The 18,143-nt window shown below is 69.7% G+C and carries 19 protein-coding genes and 1 riboswitch; of the genes, 5 read left to right on the forward strand and 14 right to left on the reverse strand.

Going from position 1 to position 18,143, the window contains the following annotated elements; genetic code table 11:
* Nucleotides 1–342: 342 nt before the first annotated feature.
* Nucleotides 343–2,379: a M13 family metallopeptidase gene (locus tag JOY88_RS22865; protein WP_293505035.1), complete on the reverse strand. Its 2,037-nt coding sequence runs from the start codon at nucleotides 2,377–2,379 to the stop codon at nucleotides 343–345.
* 176 nt (nucleotides 2,380–2,555) lie between these two features.
* Here JOY88_RS22865 and pepF point away from each other — a divergent pair, with 176 nt between their 5' ends.
* Complete coding sequence (gene pepF / locus JOY88_RS22870; RefSeq protein ID WP_293505037.1) at nucleotides 2,556–4,412, forward strand: oligoendopeptidase F; 1,857 nt, start codon at nucleotides 2,556–2,558, stop codon at nucleotides 4,410–4,412.
* A gap of 716 nt (nucleotides 4,413–5,128) precedes the next feature.
* Here the strand turns inward: pepF and JOY88_RS22875 are convergent.
* From JOY88_RS22875 to JOY88_RS22895, 5 genes are all read right to left on the reverse strand, one after another.
* Entirely contained in the window at nucleotides 5,129–5,788 is a 660-nt protein-coding gene (locus tag JOY88_RS22875) for a class I SAM-dependent methyltransferase (RefSeq protein WP_293505039.1), read from the reverse strand.
* A gap of 10 nt (nucleotides 5,789–5,798) precedes the next feature.
* Nucleotides 5,799–7,121, reverse strand: a complete 1,323-nt coding sequence (locus tag JOY88_RS22880) for a BamB-related PQQ repeat family beta-propellar protein (RefSeq protein ID WP_293505041.1) — start codon at nucleotides 7,119–7,121, stop codon at nucleotides 5,799–5,801.
* Nucleotides 7,122–7,228: 107 nt separating this feature from the next.
* Complete coding sequence (locus tag JOY88_RS22885) at nucleotides 7,229–7,855, reverse strand: LysE family translocator (RefSeq protein WP_293505043.1); 627 nt, start codon at nucleotides 7,853–7,855, stop codon at nucleotides 7,229–7,231.
* 34 nt (nucleotides 7,856–7,889) lie between these two features.
* Nucleotides 7,890–8,462 carry a TMEM165/GDT1 family protein gene (locus tag JOY88_RS22890; protein WP_293505045.1) on the reverse strand — a complete coding sequence of 191 codons (573 nt, stop codon included), beginning with the start codon at nucleotides 8,460–8,462 and terminating at the stop codon, nucleotides 7,890–7,892.
* 6 nt (nucleotides 8,463–8,468) lie between these two features.
* Nucleotides 8,469–8,643: riboswitch (yybP-ykoY riboswitch) on the reverse strand.
* 55 nt (nucleotides 8,644–8,698) lie between these two features.
* Nucleotides 8,699–9,511 carry a crotonase/enoyl-CoA hydratase family protein gene (locus JOY88_RS22895; protein ID WP_293505047.1) on the reverse strand — a complete coding sequence of 271 codons (813 nt, stop codon included), beginning with the start codon at nucleotides 9,509–9,511 and terminating at the stop codon, nucleotides 8,699–8,701.
* Between the two features lie 90 nt (nucleotides 9,512–9,601).
* On the opposite strand from JOY88_RS22895, the gene JOY88_RS22900 reads away from it, so the two are divergent.
* Both JOY88_RS22900 and JOY88_RS22905 read left to right on the forward strand, forming a co-directional pair.
* A complete protein-coding gene (locus JOY88_RS22900) occupies nucleotides 9,602–10,186 on the forward strand; it encodes an urease accessory protein UreE (RefSeq protein ID WP_293505049.1) in 585 nt (194 codons plus the stop codon).
* A gap of 297 nt (nucleotides 10,187–10,483) precedes the next feature.
* Nucleotides 10,484–10,903: an outer membrane beta-barrel protein gene (locus JOY88_RS22905; RefSeq protein ID WP_293505102.1), complete on the forward strand. Its 420-nt coding sequence runs from the start codon at nucleotides 10,484–10,486 to the stop codon at nucleotides 10,901–10,903.
* Between the two features lie 22 nt (nucleotides 10,904–10,925).
* Here the strand turns inward: JOY88_RS22905 and JOY88_RS22910 are convergent, their stop codons facing one another.
* A complete protein-coding gene (locus JOY88_RS22910) occupies nucleotides 10,926–11,735 on the reverse strand; it encodes a hypothetical protein (RefSeq protein ID WP_293505051.1) in 810 nt (269 codons plus the stop codon).
* 344 nt (nucleotides 11,736–12,079) lie between these two features.
* On the opposite strand from JOY88_RS22910, the gene JOY88_RS22915 reads away from it, so the two are divergent.
* Nucleotides 12,080–12,244, forward strand: a complete 165-nt coding sequence (locus JOY88_RS22915; protein ID WP_293505053.1) for a hypothetical protein — start codon at nucleotides 12,080–12,082, stop codon at nucleotides 12,242–12,244.
* Nucleotides 12,245–12,259: 15 nt separating this feature from the next.
* On the opposite strand, the gene JOY88_RS22920 is transcribed toward JOY88_RS22915, so the two are convergent.
* The 4 genes from JOY88_RS22920 to JOY88_RS22935 form a co-directional block, all read right to left on the reverse strand.
* Nucleotides 12,260–12,643, reverse strand: coding sequence for a hypothetical protein (locus tag JOY88_RS22920; RefSeq protein ID WP_293505055.1), 384 nt, complete (start codon nucleotides 12,641–12,643; stop codon nucleotides 12,260–12,262).
* Nucleotides 12,644–12,659: 16 nt separating this feature from the next.
* Nucleotides 12,660–13,418 carry a TerC family protein gene (locus JOY88_RS22925; RefSeq protein WP_293505057.1) on the reverse strand — a complete coding sequence of 253 codons (759 nt, stop codon included), beginning with the start codon at nucleotides 13,416–13,418 and terminating at the stop codon, nucleotides 12,660–12,662.
* Between the two features lie 132 nt (nucleotides 13,419–13,550).
* On the reverse strand, nucleotides 13,551–14,564 hold the full coding sequence (locus tag JOY88_RS22930; protein ID WP_293505059.1) for a 2-dehydropantoate 2-reductase: 1,014 nt from the start codon (nucleotides 14,562–14,564) through the stop codon (nucleotides 13,551–13,553).
* A gap of 154 nt (nucleotides 14,565–14,718) precedes the next feature.
* Entirely contained in the window at nucleotides 14,719–15,255 is a 537-nt protein-coding gene (locus JOY88_RS22935) for an Mpo1 family 2-hydroxy fatty acid dioxygenase (protein WP_293505061.1), read from the reverse strand.
* Nucleotides 15,256–15,352: 97 nt separating this feature from the next.
* Between JOY88_RS22935 and JOY88_RS22940 the strand changes: the two genes are divergently transcribed.
* Nucleotides 15,353–15,955 (forward strand): YceI family protein, encoded by a 603-nt coding sequence (locus JOY88_RS22940; protein ID WP_293505063.1) that lies wholly within the window; start codon nucleotides 15,353–15,355, stop codon nucleotides 15,953–15,955.
* Here the strand turns inward: JOY88_RS22940 and JOY88_RS22945 are convergent.
* From JOY88_RS22945 to moaA, 3 genes are read right to left on the reverse strand one after another with little or no spacing between them, the layout of a single operon-like run.
* Complete coding sequence (locus JOY88_RS22945; RefSeq protein ID WP_293505065.1) at nucleotides 15,941–16,465, reverse strand: GNAT family N-acetyltransferase; 525 nt, start codon at nucleotides 16,463–16,465, stop codon at nucleotides 15,941–15,943. The two genes, JOY88_RS22940 and JOY88_RS22945, sit on opposite strands and share 15 nt — an antisense overlap.
* Nucleotides 16,458–17,108, reverse strand: a complete 651-nt coding sequence (mobA, locus tag JOY88_RS22950) for a molybdenum cofactor guanylyltransferase MobA (protein ID WP_524539252.1) — start codon at nucleotides 17,106–17,108, stop codon at nucleotides 16,458–16,460. The genes JOY88_RS22945 and mobA overlap by 8 nt, the downstream gene beginning before the upstream one ends.
* Entirely contained in the window at nucleotides 17,011–18,117 is a 1,107-nt protein-coding gene (gene moaA / locus JOY88_RS22955) for a GTP 3',8-cyclase MoaA (RefSeq protein ID WP_293505069.1), read from the reverse strand. The genes mobA and moaA overlap by 98 nt, the downstream gene beginning before the upstream one ends.
* Nucleotides 18,118–18,143: the final 26 nt, after the last annotated feature.

Here is an 18,143-nt window from a genome sequence, read left to right on the forward strand (position 1 = left end):
CGAGGCCTTTGACCGCGGCGCTACTGGGAGCACCTGATTCACGATGACGCCGGCTTCGAGCGACATGTGAACTACATCCATTTCAACCCGGTGAGGCACGGCTGGGTGAAGCGGGCGGCCGACTGACCGCATTCCAGCGTTCACCGCTTCATCCGCGCAGGCGTGATCGATGCGTCGTGGACGGACGTCGGGGGCATGGAGATCGATGCGGGGGAGTGCGGCGTTGGGGGGGCTCACCCCAACCTGCGTGTCTACCGCTTGCCTCCCGCAGTGCAGCAAAGGAAAAGGGCCTGCATCGCAGGCCCTTCGTCCTTCAGCGGCGGCTGCGCGCCGTCGCGTTCATCACCAGATGATGACCCGCTTGTCCTCGGGGCGCACCATGGCGTCACTCGGCTTGCAGCTGTAGGCCTTGGCGAAGGCCGGCATGTTGGACGGGGCGGCGTTGGTGCGGAAGCCGGCCGGGGCGTGGGGGTCGGTGTTCAGGCGCACGAGCTGGGCCTCGGGGCGGATGGCGCCGGCCCAGACCTTGGCCCAGTTCATGAAGAAGCGCTGGTCGCGGCTCAGGCCGTCGAGCATGGGGTCGGGCTGGCCGGCCGTGGCCTTGACCATCGCGTCGTAGGCCATGTTCAGGCCGCCCAGGTCGCCGATGTTCTCGCCCAGCGTCAGGCGGCCGTTGGCCTTCTTGTCGGGGTACTGGGGCAGGGGCGCGTACTCGTCGGCCTGGGCCACGAGCTTGTTGGCGCGGGCCTCGAAGCGCTGGCGGTCCTCGGCCGTCCACCAGTTGGCGTTGTTGCCCTCGCCGTCGAACTGGCTGCCCTGGTCGTCGAAGCCGTGGCCGGCCTCGTGGCCGATGACGGCGCCGATGCCGCCGTAGTTGATGGCGTCGTCACCCTTGGCGTAGAAGAAGGGCGGCTGCAGGATGGCTGCGGGGAAGTTGATGGTGTTGGTGGAGGGGCTGTAGTAGGCGTTGACGGTCTGCGGCGTCATGCTCCACTCGTAGCGGTCGGTGGCCTTGCCGATCTTGGCCAGGTTGTAGCGCTGGTTGAACTGGCGGGCGGCGCGCACGTTGGCGTAGTGGCTGTCGGGCGTAACGGCCAGGCCGCTCCAGTCGCGCCAGGTGTCTGGGTAGCCGATCTTGGGCAGGAAGGTCTGCCACTTGGCGATGGCCTTGGCCTTGGTCTCGGGGCTCATCCAGTCGAGGTGCTCGATGCGCGCCTTCAGCGCGTTGCGCACGTTGTCGACCAGTTGCTGCGCGCGGATCTTGGCGTCGGGCGTGAAGTACTCCTTCACGTAGAGCTGACCCAGGGCCTGGCCCATGCCCGCATTGACGGCGCCTAGCGCGCGCTTCCAGCGCACTTCTTGCTCGGGCGTGCCATTGATGGTCTTGCCGTAGAACGCAAAGTTCTGGTCCTGGAAGGCCTTGGACAGCGAGGGGGCAGCGCCGTCTATCGCATGGAAGGCGAAGTAGGCCTGCCATTGCGCCACCGGCGCTTCGGCCAGCAGCGCGTCGAGGGCGGTGAAGAACTTGGGCTGCGACAGCGAGAAGCCGCCTGCTGCCTGGACGCCGGCGTCGACCTTCATGATCTTGAAGTACTGGGCCCAGTCCCAGTGCGGCGTGAGCTTGTTGGCCTGCTCGATGGTGACGAAGTGGTACTGGTTCTCGGGCTTGCGCAGCTCCACGCGCAGGAAGGACGCGGCGGCCAGCTGGGTCTCCAGCGCCATCACGAGGGCGGCGCGGGACTGGGCCTCCTCGGCCGGCGTGCCGGTCAGCTCGAACATCTTGGCGATGTGGGCCACGTAGGCGCTGCGCAGTTTGGCGTACTCGTCCTTGCTGTAGTACTCGGGGCCGGGCAAGCCCAGGCCGCCCTGGCCGGCGAAGGCGATCTGGCGCTTGGCGTTCTTGTAGTCGGCGCTGACGCCGAAGCCGAAGGTGCGGCCCTCTGCGCGCGCATGGGCGTGCTGCAGCCAGGTGACGATGTCGGCGCGGGTCTTCAGCGCGTCGATGGCGGCAAGATCTTTCCTGATCGGGTCGAAGCCGGCGCGCTCAATGGCGGCCTCGTCCATGGCGGCGCGGTAGAGCCAGCCGATCTTCTGTTCGATGGAGCCGGGCTTGGCGCCGTCGGCGCTCCGGGCAGCGTTCTCGACGATGTCGTGCTGTGCGTTCAGGCTCTTCTCGGCCAGCGCGTCGAAGCTGCCCCAGCGGCTTTTGTCCGCCGGGATGGGGTTGGCCTGGATCCAGCGGTTGTTGGCCCAGGCGTTGAAGTCTGTGCAGGCGGACTGGCCGGGGTCCACATCGGGCACGAATTCGGGAATGGACGCGGCGTGGGCGAGGCCGGCGCAGCACAGCGCGGCAGCCAGGGTGATGGCGCGAAGGGTCACGCGAGAACTCCGTACAGGGCGAAAAAACGAAACGCGCACCTTAGCTGCGCGCCGGCTGTGCCCGCCATGCTGAAAGTCATTGCGGATTGCAAAGGCCGGTAAACCGGCATCACTTCGGTCAGCCCCGGCAGGGCGCGGCGACACTGCGGCGCTTTTCACCTGCCCCGGTTCGATCCATGAAGCACCTGCCTGTCTCCCGCGCCCTCGCGCTCAGCTTGGCCCTGGCCTTCAGCAGCCAGGCCCCCGTCCAAGCCGACCCGCTCCCCACCACCTGGGACCTGAGCCCGCTGTACGCCAGCGACGCCGACTGGGAGGCCGCCCGCAAGGCCCTGCTGGCCGACCTGCCCAAGCTCGCGGCGCTCAAGGGCACGCTGGGCAAGAGCGCCCAGAGCCTGCGCGCCGGTCTGGACGCCGTCAGCGCCGCCAACCTGCGCTACGAGCGGCTGCGCGTCTACGCCAGCATGAAGCAGAGCACCGACAACCGCGACGCTGCCAACCAGGAGCGTAGCGGCCTGGCCGGGAAGCTTGGCGGCGAATACGGCAGCACCATCGCCTGGCTGGAGCCCGAGATCCAGTCGCTGGGCGAGGCCAAGGTGGCGGCCTTCCTGAAGACCGAACCAGGCCTGAAGAAGCATGCCGAGCACCTGCGCAACAGCCTGCGCCAGGCCAGGCACACGCTCAGCGCCGAGACCGAAGCCGTCATCGCGGCACTGGCCCCGGTGCGCGGCGCCACGGGCGATGTGCGTACGCTGCTGTTCAACGCCAACACCAGGTGGCCCGAACTGACGGTGGACGGCAAGACCGAGAAGGTGGATGGCACCAAGTACGGCCTGCTGCGCCAGCACCCGGACCGCGCGGTGCGCAAGCAGGCGTTCGACGCCTTCTTCGGCGCCATTGGCCAGTATGAAGACACCTACGGCGTGACGCTGGGCAATGTGGTGCAGGACGACACCACCATGGCCAAGCTGCGCCGCTACCCCAGCGCGGTGGCGATGAGCCTGGGCGCCGAGGAGATCCCCGAGGCCGTCTACCGCACGCTGGTGGCGGAGGTGCACAAGGGCTTGCCCACGCTGCACCGCTACTTCAAGCTGCGCCAGAAAATGCTGGGCCTGCCGGACCTGCACTACTACGACATCTACCCGGCCCTGGTCACGCAGAAGAAGCAGTACAGCCTGGACGATGCCGCCGCGCTCACATTGGCGGCCACCCGGCCGCTGGGCGAGGACTACCAGGCCCTGCTGAAGACCACCTTCAAGGCCAACACCATGCATGCGCTGCCGGCCCCGGGCAAGAGCGGCGGCGCCTACCAGGACGGTGTCTACGACGCGCCGCCATTCGTGTTCCTGAACCACCAGGGCGAGTTCGACTCGGTCAGCACCTTCGCCCACGAATGGGGCCATGCCATGCACACGGCCATGGCCAATCGCGCCCAGCCCTACGAGACGGCGGGCTACTCGCTGTTCGTCGCCGAGATCGCCTCCACCGCCAACGAGGTGCTGCTGAGCCACTACATGCGCGGCCAGGCCGGCAGCAAGGAGGAGAAGCTGTTCCAGCTGGGCTATGCGCTGGAGCGGCTGCGCGGCACCTTCTTCCGCCAGGCCATGTTCGGCGAGTTCGAGCTCAACACCCACGACGCCGCGGCCAAGGGTGAGGCGCTGAACGGCAAGCGTTTCACCGAGATCTACTGCAAGCTGCTGAAGGACTATCACGGCGACGCGGCCGGCATCATGAAGATCGACCCGCTGTACTGCCAGGAGTGGGCCTTCATCCCGCATTTCTACCGGCCGTTCTACGTCTACCAATACGCCACCTCCATCACCGCGGCGCTGCACTTCGCCGAGGACATCCTGGCGGGCAAGCCCGGCGCGCGCGACAACTACCTGAAGCTGCTGGCTGGCGGCGGCTCGGTGGCGCCCTACCAGGCGCTGAAGAACGCCGGCCTGGACATGGCGACACCGGCGCCCTACCAGGCCGTGATCAAGCGCATGGACGGCATCATGGACGAGATGGAGGCGCTGCTCGCCGCCAAGTGAGGCCGGAGCGCCCCCGGGGCGCTCCCGATCGGCGACAAGCGCCGGCTGGACGAATTCAGGCTTCACGGGAGGCGGCGCATCGGGCGCGTGGCCGCTTGGCTGGCGCGCCGCGTGATGCGTATGCTTTGCGCGTTGGCCGCCTGGGCAGCCAGCAGTCTTCGTACTGCGCGGGCCAGCTGCGAGAACCCGAGGGCTCTCATGTCCAGACGCAGGCGCCTGAGCCTGCTGCAGAGTCTTGTTTGCGTGCTGTCCGCCTGTGGCGGTGATGGGGGCTCGAGGGGGCCTGCGCCGTTGGCGACCCAGCCGCCCGCGTCGGTGCCCGGCCCCGCCTATGTGTATGCGGGCGAGGTGGAGCGCGAGAAGTCCATCGCGTCCCGCATCACCGGCATCACCTATGCTGAGCACCGAGGGCGTGGCGGCGCCGTTCTTCACGAACTACCTGCTGTTCGATGGCTCCTTCTGGGCCATGACGGCCAGGAGCATCAAGGACGAGGCTGTTCCGCTTCGCGGCCAGCCACCGCCTGCCGGTGTGCCTCATCCTGAGCAGCGCCGGCGCGTCTGGCAACGTGCTCGACGTGATTGCCTACGATGCCCGCTACAAGGGCCGGGCCTACGAGGGCTTGATGATAGAGCGCAAGGACTTCAGCGTCGCGCACACGACGTGGGCGACCCGTCGTTCGGCTGGGCCATGGACTTGATCGAGTAGGCGCGGGCCGTCAGCCCTGGCCGAGGCGCCGCCTGAAAACCAGCGTGTGCCAGCGCGTGCCGGTGCCGGCCAGCACCACGTCGCTGGTGCTCGCGCTCTCCAGTTCCAGCATCGAATCGGCCAGCAGCGCCTGCACGGCCGCCGGCTCATGGTTGTGAAAGCGCCGGCCATCGCCGTCCCGGTCGCCGCTCAGGCGCTCGGCGAGCATCTCGGGCAGCGAGATCAGCAGGGCGGGGCGCCGCTGCGCCGATTCGCCATCGACCGGAGGGCGCAGCTGCCGCGCCAGCGATGCCAGCGCGCGCGCCAGCCCCGCGGGCTCGACATGCATCAGCACGGCGCTGCACACGACGGCGTCGAAGCCGTGCGGGCGGCGCGCGGAGAAAGGGCGCCCCAGATCCGGCAGGCTGGCGTCGGCCAGCCGGCCGGCCAGGTCCGGCCGCAGGCGCAGGGCGGTCTCCCGCATGGCGGCGTTGGGCTCCACTCCCAGGGCCTCGAAGCCGAGTTCAAGCAGGGCCGCCATGTCGCGCCCCGAGCCGGCGCCGACGTCCAGCACCCAGGTGCCCGTTGCCAGCGTGGCCTGCAGGGTGGAGAGCATGGCGCTGCGGCCGGCCTCGGTCGCGGCCAACCGGGTGGCGTAGGTGTCGTAGAAGGCGGAAGTGCGGGCGTCCAAGCGACGTGCCTCAGGACTTGGCCGTTGGCCGGAACGCCCGGACTCTGCCGAGCGCGTCCACCACGATCAGCTGCCCTTCCACCCACACCGGCGATGCGATGAAGGCTCCCAGGCGCTTGACATGCTCGATCGCCGACACCATCTCGTCCGGCCGCGTGCCGTACAGGCGCTGCTGGTCGAACTTGCCCTCGGCGTCGAGGATGCCGCGCGTGTTGGCCAGGCGTTCGGGCGTCATGAAGCGCCACAGCGGCTTGCCGCTGGCCGCGTCGAGCTGGTGGAGTTGTCCATCCACGGTGGCGACGACGACGCTGTCGCCGAGCAGGATGGGCGACGCGAAGGTCCAGACCTTGGTGGGGAAATCGTAGAGCTTGCGGCCGCTGCGCTTGTCGAGCACGGCCAGCACGCCGGCGTCGGACGTGGGGACGAAGACCTGGCCAGCGCTGACGGCAGAGGTGCCGGGCACCCAGGAGCCCTTGGCGTCGTGGCGCCAGCGCAGCTGGCCGGTCGCGGTGTCGAGCGCGTAGAGGAAGCCGTCGCGCGAGCCGGCGTAGACCATGTCGCCGTCCACGCTGGCCGCGGCCTGTATGCCCAGCATGATGCTGTGCTTTTGGTCGGCGCCGGTCTGGTAGCGCCAAGCCAGGGTGCCGGTCGCGAGGTCCAGCGCGTAGACCGCGCTGTCCCAGGCGCCGACGATGACGCGCGAGCCAGCACGTGCGGGCGCGGCGTGCACCATGCCGCCGGTCTTGTAGGCCCAGGCCATGGCACCGGTCTTGGCGTCCAGCGCGTAGACATGCTCGTCGCTGCTGCCGAACACGACCTTGCCGTCGGCCACCAGCGGCGAGGACAGGTAGAAGTCCCAGGGGTCGGTGCGCCTGTGGCCATCGCGCGGCAGTCCGAACATGCCATGGGCGGCAAAGCGTGCCTCGCCGCCGGTCTTGAAGCTCCAGCGCGGCGCGCCGCTTGCGGCGTCCAGCGCATGCAGTTGGCCATCGCGGGAAAGGAAGTAGACGAGGCCGTCGGCCACGGTGGGCGTGGATGCGATGCCGGCGTCCGCATGGAAGAGCCAGCGCAACTGGCGCGTGGCGAGGTCGATGGCGTGCAGGTTGCCGTCCTCGGCCGCGACGAACAGCAGGCCGCCGGCGGCTACGGGCGAGGCCGTCACGGGGGCATGCAGCTCGTGCTCCCAGGCCAGTTGGAAGCCGCCGGGCGCATGGCCGGCAACGGCCATGGCACCGCTGCGGGCGGTGTCGCCCATGAAGGTTGGCCAGTCCGCCGCATGCGAGGCGTTGCTCAATGCCAGGCCCAGCAGCGCAGCGAGCGCAAGATGGCGCATCGTTCCTCCAACGTCGAAGTGGGCGCAACGATAGCGAAACCCGCCGCCTGTGTAGGAAGTTTGCACCGGCGCGCGGCCCGGGCCGAGACCGCCCGGGCGGCTTCAGTTCATCGCGAGACCAGCAGGCGCAGGCCCAGGCCGATGAACACCGTGCCGGCCAGCCGGTCCAGCCAGGGGCCGATGGCGGGGCGGCGGTTCAGACAGGCGCCCACGCCGCCGGAGAAATGCCCCAGCAGCCCGAACAGCAGCGCCGCCTGCGCCGTGAACAGCAGGCCCAGCAGCCCCAGCTGTACCGCCACCGGGCCCTGGGCGGCGACGACGAACTGCGGCAGGAAGGCCAGGAAGAACAGCACGACCTTGGGGTTGATGGCGTTGGCCACCAGGCCCTTGACGAACAGCTGGCGCAGCGAAGCGCCGTCGCCCGTCGCGCCCCCCACCGGGACCCGGCCCGCATGCCGCCAGGCCTGCACGCCCATCCATACCAGATAGGCTCCGCCCAGGCTCTTGAGCAACCCGAAGGCCAGCGGTGATGCCGCCACCAGCGCGCTGATGCCCACCACGGCCAGCAGCGTGTGGCTGAGGCAACCCAAGGCGCAGCCGAGCCCGAAGGCCATGCCTGCGCGCCGCCCGCGCGACATGCCCATGCTCAGCACCATCAGGTTGTCCGGTCCCGGCGTGGCGGTCAGCACCAGTGCGGTGGCGAGGAAGGCGAGGGTTTGTGGCGTGCTCAGCATGGGCGAATGCTAAGGCGGTGCACCGTCAGGCCTGTCAGAACAGGTGGCCCACGTTGAACAGCGTCAGGATGCCAAGCACCGCGAAGATGGCCGCTGCCACGCCGTGCACCATGCGCATCGACACTCGCTTGGCGATGCGATCGCCCAGGAAGACCGCGGGGACGTTGGCGAGCATCATGCCCAGAGTGGTACCCAGCACGACCTGCACCAGGTCCGTGTAGCGCGCGGCCAGGGCCACCGTGGCGATCTGCGTCTTGTCGCCCATCTCAGCGAGGAAGAAGGCCACGATGGTGGTGCCGAAGACGCCGAAGCGTTGCGACAGGCGGGTGTCGTCCTCGTCGAGCTTGTCGGGGATGAGCATCCAGCCGGCCATGCCGAGGAAGGACAGGCCGATGACCCAGCGCAGCAGGTCAGGCCCCATGGCGTGGGCGACCCAGCCGCCCACGGCGCCGGCGGCGGCATGGTTGACCAGCGTGGCGACGAAGATGCCGGCGATGATGGGCCAGGGCCTGCGGAAGGCAGCCGCGAGCACGATGGCCAGCAGTTGGGTCTTGTCGCCCATTTCACCGAGGGCGACGACACCAGTAGAGACGAGGAAGGCTTCCATGCGAGAGTCCAACGGGCCGGTGAAAAACCAATGACCGCACAGCATCCCCGGCCCAATCCGGAGGCTGCGAGGTCAAAGGTCTTGCCAGGCGTTGAAGCTGCGCGCGCCATGGCCGTGAGGCCAAGTGTGTTGACGCGGGCCCCTGCATGGCGCAGGGCGGCTACTCCCCAATGACGATGCTGCAGTTTAGCCCAGCGGTCCGGGTGCCGGAGTCCAGGGCCGCATGCGGACTGCGCTCAATCGCGGAACGCGGGCACCGTGCCCTTGCCGGCCATCATGGCCCGGGTCAGGTCCTCGCTCATCAGCATCGCCGCATTCCACGTCGCGACGTGATTCAGGCCGTCGGCCACCGAATGGTCGCGCGCGTAGTTCAGCATGCCCTTGGTGCCGCGGATGGACAGCGGCGACTTGGTCGCGATGCTGGCGGCGATCTCGCGCACGCCGGCCTGCAGCGCCTCTTGGCCGTCGAAGACGCGGTTGACGAGGCCGATCTCGCGCGCCTCGGCCGCGTCCATGCGCCGCCCCGTGTAGGCCAGCTCGCGCACCAGGCCTTGCGAGCCGATGATCTTGGGCAGGCGCTGCAGCGTGCCGACGTCGGCCACCATGCCGATGTCGATCTCCTTGATGGAGAAGTAGGCGTCGGCGCTGCAGTAGCGCATGTCGGCGCAGCAGATCAGGTCAATGCCGCCGCCCACGCAGGCACCGTGGATGGCGGCCAGCACGGGCTTGCGGCAGCGCTCCAGGCTGGTGAGCGTGTCCTGCATGTCCAGGATGACGCGGCGCAGGTTCTCGCGGGTGCGGCCGTCGCAGGGGTCCTGGATCTGCGGTGCCAGGCCCATCATCAGGGCGAGATCGATGCCCGCCGTGAAATGCCGACCCTCGCCCTCCAGCACGGCCACGCGGGCCTCCGGCTGGGCGTCCACCCAGTCGAAGGCGCGGCGGATGTCCAGCCACATCGTGGCGTTCATCGCGTTGGCCTTGTCCGGGCGGTTGAGGCGGACGGTGGCGATGCGGTCCTGGACGGAGACGGTGAGCGTTTCGAGTTGCATGGCGGCTGGGTCTGCGCGGCGGAGACCGCATGATGCCCGCCAATCCCCTGGCGCGCTGTCGCCATCGGGGCAGCGCCGATACTTGAGCCCATGATCCACGCCACCAAACGCATTGCCGGCGGCGCCGGCCTCGCCGCCGTGCTCGTCAAGCGAGCCCCCACGCTCGAACTCGACTGGGACGCCCGCAGCAAGAGCCGCTTCTCGGCCACCGACTCCATGGGCCGCGAGATCGGCGTCGTGCTGCCCCACGACACCGCGTTGCGCGGTGGCGACGTGCTGGTGGCCGAGGATGGCACGCTGCTGCGCGTCGTCGCCGCGGCCCAGCCGGTGCTGCAGGTGCGCTTCTGCGCCGAGCATGGCAGCCCCTTGGACCTGCTGCGCGCCGCCTACCACCTTGGCGGCCGTCATGTGCCGCTGGAGCTGCAGCCCGAGTTGCTGCAGCTCGGGCCCGACGCCGCGCTGGCCGACATGCTGCGCCGTCAGCACCTCATCGTCACCGAAGCACAGGCGGCGTTCGAGCCCGAGAGCGGCGCGCATGGCGAGGGCGCCGGGCATGGGCACCATCATCATGGCCATGCCCATGAACATGTGCCGGCCCGCAAGCCGCTGGCCATTCCGGTCAAGGTGCACGACGCCGGCCATGTCCACGGCCCCGGCTGCAATCACGACCACTGATCGGGCTGCGGTCCGGCGCCGCGCGACGATTGCACGAAGTTTCGCAGTTGGCATGTCGCGTTTCGTTCCGCCCCGTCAGGGGGCGGACGCGCCATCACGTCGATTGCCACAAAGAGTGACATGACATCCTTCCGTACCCTCATCGCCGGGCTGGCGCTTGGCCTGCCCGCGGCAGCCTGGGCGCAGGTGCCCAACCTCGCCGAGTCCACCTACATCGGCGTGTAGCTCGGCACCGGCAAGGTTGGCCTGAACTGCCCCGTCAACACGGCTTGCAGCCCGGTCGATGCGAATCGCGTACTGCGCGTCGGCCACCGGTTCAACGCCTCCTGGGCGTTCGAGGTGAGCTACGCCACTATCGACGCGGACCGGGGTCTGCTCGCCCGCAACTATTCGGCGGAGTTTGCGGGCTTAGGCATCGGCGTGGCGTACTCGATGCCGCTGTCCCCCAGCATCAGCGCGGTGCTGCGGGCGGGTGGCTCCTCCAGCGAACTGAAGCTGCAGCCCGCCGTGGGGCTGCTCTCGAAGAACCCCGGCACCATCACGACGCGCTCGTTCAAGCCCTCCGCGGGTTTGGGGGCGTCCTGGCAGTTTGCGCGCCACTGGAGCGCCAGCCTGAACGCCGACTGGACGCGCGCCGACCTGCGCGACGCCCCGGACGGTGCCAGGCAGGACGTCGCCGTGCGCATGCTGGGCGCCGGCGTGGCCTTCAACTTCTGACACTCGGCGAGCGGGCGCGGGCTCAGCCCTCGCCATCGTTCGGTGGCGCGATGCAGCGCAGCGCTTCGGTCATGTGGTGGACGGATGCGTCCGGATCGAGCAGGGCTCGTCCGCGCGCGACGACTCTTTCGGCGTCGGCCTCGCGGCGATCCTTGCAGAGCACGTAGGCGACGCGCGCCAGCTGAATGTCCACATGACGCTGCTGCCAGCGCTTCATGTCCTCGACCTGGTCGGCGGGCAGCGACGACTTGAGCGCCTTGATATGCCCATAGAAGCGCTCAACGCGGTTCAGCTCCTCGTCCACGCGCAGGTGCTTGCTGGCGAGCTCGATGTCGTTCAGCTCGATCAGTGCGGGCAGGACATCCGGTGTTGATCGCTCCGCGACCACGGGGTCGCGTTGCAGCAGGCGGTTGAACGCATCGCGCGTGGACTCCGGCGCGTGCATGTAGTTGTTGATGCTGATCACCTCGTTCAGCGCCTGCTTGCCGGCCATGCCACCGGCGTCGATCCGTGTCACCGTGCTGTCGCGCACGGCGATCAACTGCGCCATCGCGGGAGGGTAGCGGCGCGCCAGTGCCACCCAGTCGTGCATGGCGAACGAGAGCCGCACACCTTCCATCGATGGCTCACGTTCCAGCACATGCTGGTGGAACCAGAGATGTTTTTCCGCCGCTTCGGCCAGCCGGCCCGCGGATGCGTCCTGGCGGGCGTCCCGCAGCACCTGCTGGGCGGCCATGTCCTGCGCAGGTTCCCAGGCCTGCGCCGTTGATGCGGCCAGCGCAAGAATCACGGCGCAGGCGCAAGCCTTGCCGGAGCCGATGGATGTGCGCATGTCGGTGTTCTCCCCTCGCGCGCCAGCGGCGCTCGCGGCCGAGTTTAGGCTTCGCCTGCGCTGTGCCGGTATTCACCACGGACGGGAATTTGCACCTGTCCGTCCCCGCCAGTTGGGAATCCCGGGGGGCGGAAGCGGCCGTTGATGCCGGGGGCGTGCAGGACGAGATCCGCGCGGGCGAGCGGCTGCTGAATCGGCTCTAGCTTGCGCAGGCCCGCGCAGAGCTGCGCGTCGCGGCCACCGCGCATGCGGCTGCTCGGGTCCCTATGGCATTCGCCCGGCCCGGCTGAAACCGGGATGCGGCAGAGCCGCGGAGCCGGTGAGAGCCTGCAGCAGTCCCGCAGGTGGGGCGCAGCTTGCTGGTGTGCATGCAGGGCCTGATGTCGGACGTGGCGGCGCTCTGCGACGAGGTGGAGTCCTTCACGCTGGCGTTGCGGCGGCTGAGGGCGCATTGGCGCGGGCGGCTGAGGGCCGCGCCCCGGAGCGACCTGCGCTTCTGGGCCTCCTGAACCCGCAGTTGCGGGTCACAAGGCTCGCCAGGTGGGAACGCAATGCCTGGCCAGCGCCGTGACCCAGTCGGGCTCGTCCGGCACGAAGGCAAAACCGAAGCGGGGGCTGACGACAAAGCCCGCGCGCTCGAAGAAGTCGTCGTCCTGCGCCTCGACGAAGCCGGCCAGCGCGGAGAAGGGGATGGCCAGGGCGCCCAGGTGCAGCACCGGCGCGCGCCGGGTGACCTCCTCGAGCCGGCCACCGTCCTGGAAGCGGTAGATGCTGTGGCCGTAGTCGTGGGCGGTCAGCGCGACCTTGCTGCGCTCGACGCGTTCGGGCGGTCCCAGGCGCGCGATGAGTTCCGCGGGCGAGATGCCGAAGGAGATGCCGTCGACGGCGATGAAGGGCGTCAGGTGCACGCCCCGAGTGTGCATGTCAGTCGTCGCCGCCCGGGATCTGCTGGCGCAGCCTGACCTTGGTGACGGCGTTCTTGCGCATCTTGATGTTCATCATCTCGACGCTCAGAGAGAAGGCCATCGCGAAGTAGATGTAGCCCTTGGGCACATGGTGGCCGAAGCCCTCGGCCATCAGCACCACGCCGACGACGACGAGGAAGCTCAGTGCCAGCATCTTGATCGTCGGGTTGTTGGACACGAAGCGGCCGATGGGGCCGGCGAACAACATCATCAGGCCGACCGAGCAGATCACGGCGGTGATCATGATGCGCACGTCGTCCACCATGCCGACGGCGGTGATGATGGAGTCCAGCGAGAACACCAGGTCGATCAGCATGATCTGCAGGATCACCGAGGCGAACGCCGCCTTGGCCTTGCTGCTGGCGTTGCTGACCTCGTCCTCGCCCTCCAGCGAACCGTGGATCTCGACCGTGCTCTTCCAGATCAGGAACAGGCCGCCGCCGATGAGGATGAGGTCCCTGCCGGAGAAGCCGTAGCCGAAGACGTGGAACAGCGGCTCCACCATGCCGACGATCCAGGCCAGCATCATCAGCAGGCCGATGCGCATGAACATGGCCGCGAACAGGCCCAGCCGGCGGGCCAGCTCCTGGCGGGCCTTGGGCAGCTTGTCCACCAGGATGCTGATGAAGATGATGTTGTCTATGCCCAGTACCAGCTCCAGCGCGGTCAGCGTGGCGAGGGCGATCCAGGTCTGCGGGGAAGACAGCAGTTCAAGCATGAGGGCCGGGTGGAATATGGGCAGCCCGGGATTGTCGTCAAGCGGCCCGGCTCACGCAGCCAGGCCGGAGCTGAAGGAATCTTCGGCGTTGCTTGCGGTATCGGCGGCGCCGGCCGGCGGCGAGGCGGGGCCTCAGGACAGCCCGATGGCCTTCAGGAGCTCGGCCGGGGAATAGGGACGGCGGCGCTTGGGCCAGGCCTGCACCAGGGCCTGCATGCGCTGGTTCAGCGGCGCGCCGCGGCCCAGGCCGTGGGCCAGGCGAACGATCTCGCCGCACAGTGCGTCCACCTCGGTGATGCGGCCCTGGGCCAGGTCGTCGGCCATGCTGGAGCGGGCCTTGGCGTCGATGCGCAGCATGCGCGCGGCGGCGAGGCGGAACAGGGGCGTCGGCATGCGCAGCAGCATCAGCAGCCGGCGCGGCGGCAGCGGCGTCAGCTGGGCGACGGGGCGGTGGGCGGCGTCCAGCAGCTCCAGCGCCTCCTGCTGCAGCGCCGCCAGCACGCGCCGGTAGCCGCGCTGCAACAACTCGTCGCGCAGCGGCAGGCCGGACAGCGCGTTGACCGGGTTGTTCAGATTCAGCAGCAGCTTGCCCCATTGCACCGGCGCCAGGTCGGCGTGCAGCTGCAGCCCCATGCCGCTGCGGGCCAGCGCGGCCTGCCAGGCGGCCAGCGCCAGGTCCTCGGCCGAGCCTTCGGCGGCCAGCGCGCCGCCGGTGCCGCGGTGGTAGTGGCCGGGCGAGATCTCGGCGACGTTGAAGGGCACCATGCCGGCGTGCCAGTGCAGCTGCGGTGCAGCCTCGCGCGCGGCCGAGGCGTTGCTGATGCCGTTCTGCAGGCTGACGACGGGGGTGCCCAGCGGCAGTGTCAGGCCCAGGGTCGCGGCCGCCTCGACGGTGGCGCCGGACTTCACGCACAGCAGCACCAGGTCGGGCCTCAGGCTCGTCGGCGGCTCCTCGTGCAGGCGCAGGTCCAACGCCGGGATGCGACGGTCCAGGCCGTCCTGGTCGGTCAGGCGCAGGCCCTGCTTGCGCAATGCGCCCAGCACGCGCGGGCGGCCGACGAAATGCACCGGCACGCCGGCCAGCTGGGTCAGTCCCCCGATGAAGCAGCCGACGGAGCCGGCACCCATGACGAGAACGCCGGTCATCGCAACGGGTCAACGGAGAGCGTTGCAGGGATTGCGGGCCGAGCGTGGGGCAGCTTCCAAGTCGGCCCGCGCTGCCGATGTGCGAGCAGCTGAATGCCACGAGCATCGCCGCCCCCTCGGGGGACCGGCCACGGCATTCCTCGGACGGAAGGCTTCAAGGGTGCGCCAGGTCGCGCAGATGCGTCGGGCCGACGCGTTTCTCGATCTCGGCCAGCAGCGGGCGGCCCCAGCCGAGCATGAACATCGCCTCGCCGACGACGAACATCGGACCCACGAGCAGGCCCACGAGGTCGTCGACGAAGGCAGGCTTGCGACCCTCGTAGTAGTGGCCCACGAACTGGATGATCCAGCCGACGGCGAAGCTGCCGACGCCGATGACCAGCCAGCTCGTCATCGAGCCCTGGGCGGCCGTCATGGCCAGCGCTGTCAGCACGCCGTTGACGATGGCGGTGGCGGCGCCCAGCGCAAGGTTTCCGCGCGTGAGGTACCAGAGCGAGCTGACGGCCCACAGCACGATGGCCGCGTTCATGGGCGCGTCGCCAAGCGTGAACGCGACGCGCGCGAGCAGCACGCTGATGGCGAAGACGATGAGGGGGATGCCAACGAAATGCGTCGCGATGTTGCGGCGGTCGCGGTGGTAGGCGGCGTATTGCGCCATCAGGTCGAGGGCGGGGCGGAACAGGCTGGCCATGGCGGGCTCCGTTGAGGAGGATGATGGCTATGCTAGTCCAGCCCGGCGCCGCGGCGATGCGCGCCGGTCGATAACCCCCTCGCGGAAAACCCCCGACTTGAGCGTACGCAAGACATCTCGACGGCGCCTTCTGCTGGCGACGCTGGCCGTCCTGGCCGGCTGTGCAAGCCCGCCGCCCGGGCCCATGCCGGCCGCGGGCGACGAGTTGCGCATCCTCGTGTTCCGCGCCGGCGCCGCAGCCCGGCTGGGCCACAACCATGTGCTGCGCGCGGCCGGGTTGCGGGTGGACTGGCCGGCCGAGGGCCCGGTGCTGCGCTTCCGCCTGGACGCGCTGGAGATCGACCCGCCGGCCCTGCGCGGAAGTCTTGGGCCGGCGTTTGCCAGCGCGGTGGACGACGCAGCCCGCGCCGGCACGCGCGCCAACCTGCTGAAGGCACTGGACGCGGCGGCCCACCCCGAGGTCGTCGTGCGCACGCTGCAGCAGCTGGGCGAGGGAGGGCGGCGTGCCGTCGAGGCGGAGGTCACGCTGCACGGCGTCACGCGGCGGCAATGGTTCGTCGCCGCGGTGGACGGCGGACGGGCGCATGGCGAGGTCGTCGTGCGGCAGAGCGAGTTCGGCATCCAGCCCTTCACGGTACTGGGCGGCCTGCTGGCCGTGCAGGACGCGGTGGTCGTGCAGTTCGAGCTAGCCCAGCCCTAACCGCATCAAGTCCTTGTCCAGGCGTCGCCCATCGGGCAGGCGTATGGCGTCCGGCAGGCGGCCGTAGCGCACGAAGCCCTGGCTTTCGTAGAGGCCGATGGCGGCGCGGTTGCTGGCCGTCACGCTGAGGGTGACCTGGGCCAGCCCTGGCGTGGCCCTGAGCCTGGCCACGGTCGTGGTGAGCAGGGCCCGGCCTATGCCGCGGCCGCGGTGGGTGTCGGCCACCATCATGCCCACCAGATGGGCGATGTGCTGCACCTTCTGGCGCCGCTCGCGCTCGCAGGTCAGCGCGCCCACGAGGCGGCCATCGTCCAGCGCCACCAGCGTGAACAGCGTGGCGCCGTCGCTGCCGCCCGCCAGGCGGTTGCGGTAGCTGGCGAGGTCGCGCCGGCTCTCGGTATCGGCGTCCGACGTGAAAGCCTCGGGATGGCCGGCAAGCATCGCATCGCGCAGCGCCTTGTACGCGAGCAGGTCGGGCTCCAGCATGGGCCGGATCGGGAGGTCAGTCATGCAGGTCGGCAGGGTGGTTGAGGTTGGCGAAGGCGGCCTCGTCATCGAAGTCGGCGATGCCGTGCGGCCGGGACGTCATCCAGCGCAGCACGGCTCGGCCGCCGCCGCGCAGATGCGCGGCCAGCGGCTCGCACAGGCGGGCGTGCAGCAGCGCATGGGTGGGGTGTTTGCGCGCCGCCCGGGCGAAGGCGAGGCCGTGGGGCCGGGCCGCGGCCAGCAGGCGCCGGGCCAGGTCCGCCGGCAGGTAAGGTCCGTCGCAGGGCGCGGTCAGCAGCCAGGCGTCGTCGGGAAGGGCTCGCATGCCGGCCAGCATGCCGGCCAGCGGGCCGGCGAACTCGAGGCCGGGCGGGTCGGGCAGCACCGGGTGGCCGAAGGCGGCATAGGCGTCGAGGTGGCGGTTGGCGCTGATCAGCACCGCGGCAGCCTGCGGCGCGAGGCGCTCGATGACGTGGGCGACGAGCGGCCGGCCGTCCAGCAGCTGCAAGCCCTTGTCCACGCCTCCCATTCGGCTGCCGCGGCCGCCGGCGAGGACGAGGGCATGAAGCTCAGCCACCGATGTAGTGCATTTCGACCCGGGGTTCAGCTGCGGCCGCGGCCGTGCCGCGCAATTGCGAATAGCGGTCGCTGCGGCCCGTCCACACACCGGCGATGGCGCCCGCGAGCCGTGCGTCATCGACAGGCTCGCCGCGCACCAGTGCGCGCAGGTCGTGCCCGCGGTGCGCGAACAGGCATGTGTAGAGCCGCCCCTCCGTCGACAGGCGGGCGCGATTGCAGTCGCCGCAAAAGGCCTGGGTGACCGAGGAGATGAAGCCGATCTCGCCACCACCGTCCGCATAGGCCCAGCGCTCGGCCGTCTCGCCCGGTGCGCTGTGCGACAGCGGCGTCAGCGGGAACTCGGCGGCGATGCGGCGCTGCACCTCGCTGCTGGGCAGCACCTGGTCCATGCGCCAGCCGTTCGTCGCGCCGACGTCCATGTACTCGATGAAGCGCAGCACGACGCCGCTGTGCCGGAAGTGGCGGGCCATGGGCAGGATCTGGTCGTCGTTGACGCCGCGCTGAACGACCATGTTGACCTTGACCGGCCCCAGGCCTGCGGCTTGCGCGGCGGTGATGCCGGCCAGCACGTCGGCGACCGGGAAGCCGACGTCGTTCATGCGCTGGAAGATGGCGTCGTCCAGTCCGTCAAGGCTGACCGTCAGGCGCTTCAGGCCGGCGGCGCGCAGGCCTGCGGCCTTCTTGACGAGCGTCGAGCCATTGGTCGTCAGCGTCAGGTCCGGCGCGCGGCCGTCGGGCGTGCGCAGCCGGGCCAGCATCTCGACCAGCGTCTCCAGCCCGCGGCGCAGCGTGGGCTCGCCGCCCGTGATGCGCAGCTTCTCGACGCCCAGGCCGACGAAGACGCGGGCCAGCCGGGTGATTTCCTCAAAACTGAGGAGGTCAGCATGGGGCAGGAACTCGTGGTGCTTGTCGAACACCTGCTTGGGCATGCAATAGCCGCAGCGGAAGTTGCAGCGGTCCGTCACCGAGATGCGCAGGTCGTGCAACGGCCGGCCGAGCGTATCGGCGAGCGGCAGGGCCGGCGGGTCGGCCAGGTCGGGCGCCAGCGCGGCCGGCGCCGGGCGGGCGTCGTGCAGGGGGATCACGCGTGCAGACATGGGGCCGATTGTGTCAGCGACCGAAA

The sequence above is a fragment of the Roseateles sp. genome (genome assembly GCF_019237615.1).
Lineage (GTDB): Bacteria > Pseudomonadota > Gammaproteobacteria > Burkholderiales > Burkholderiaceae_C > Pelomonas.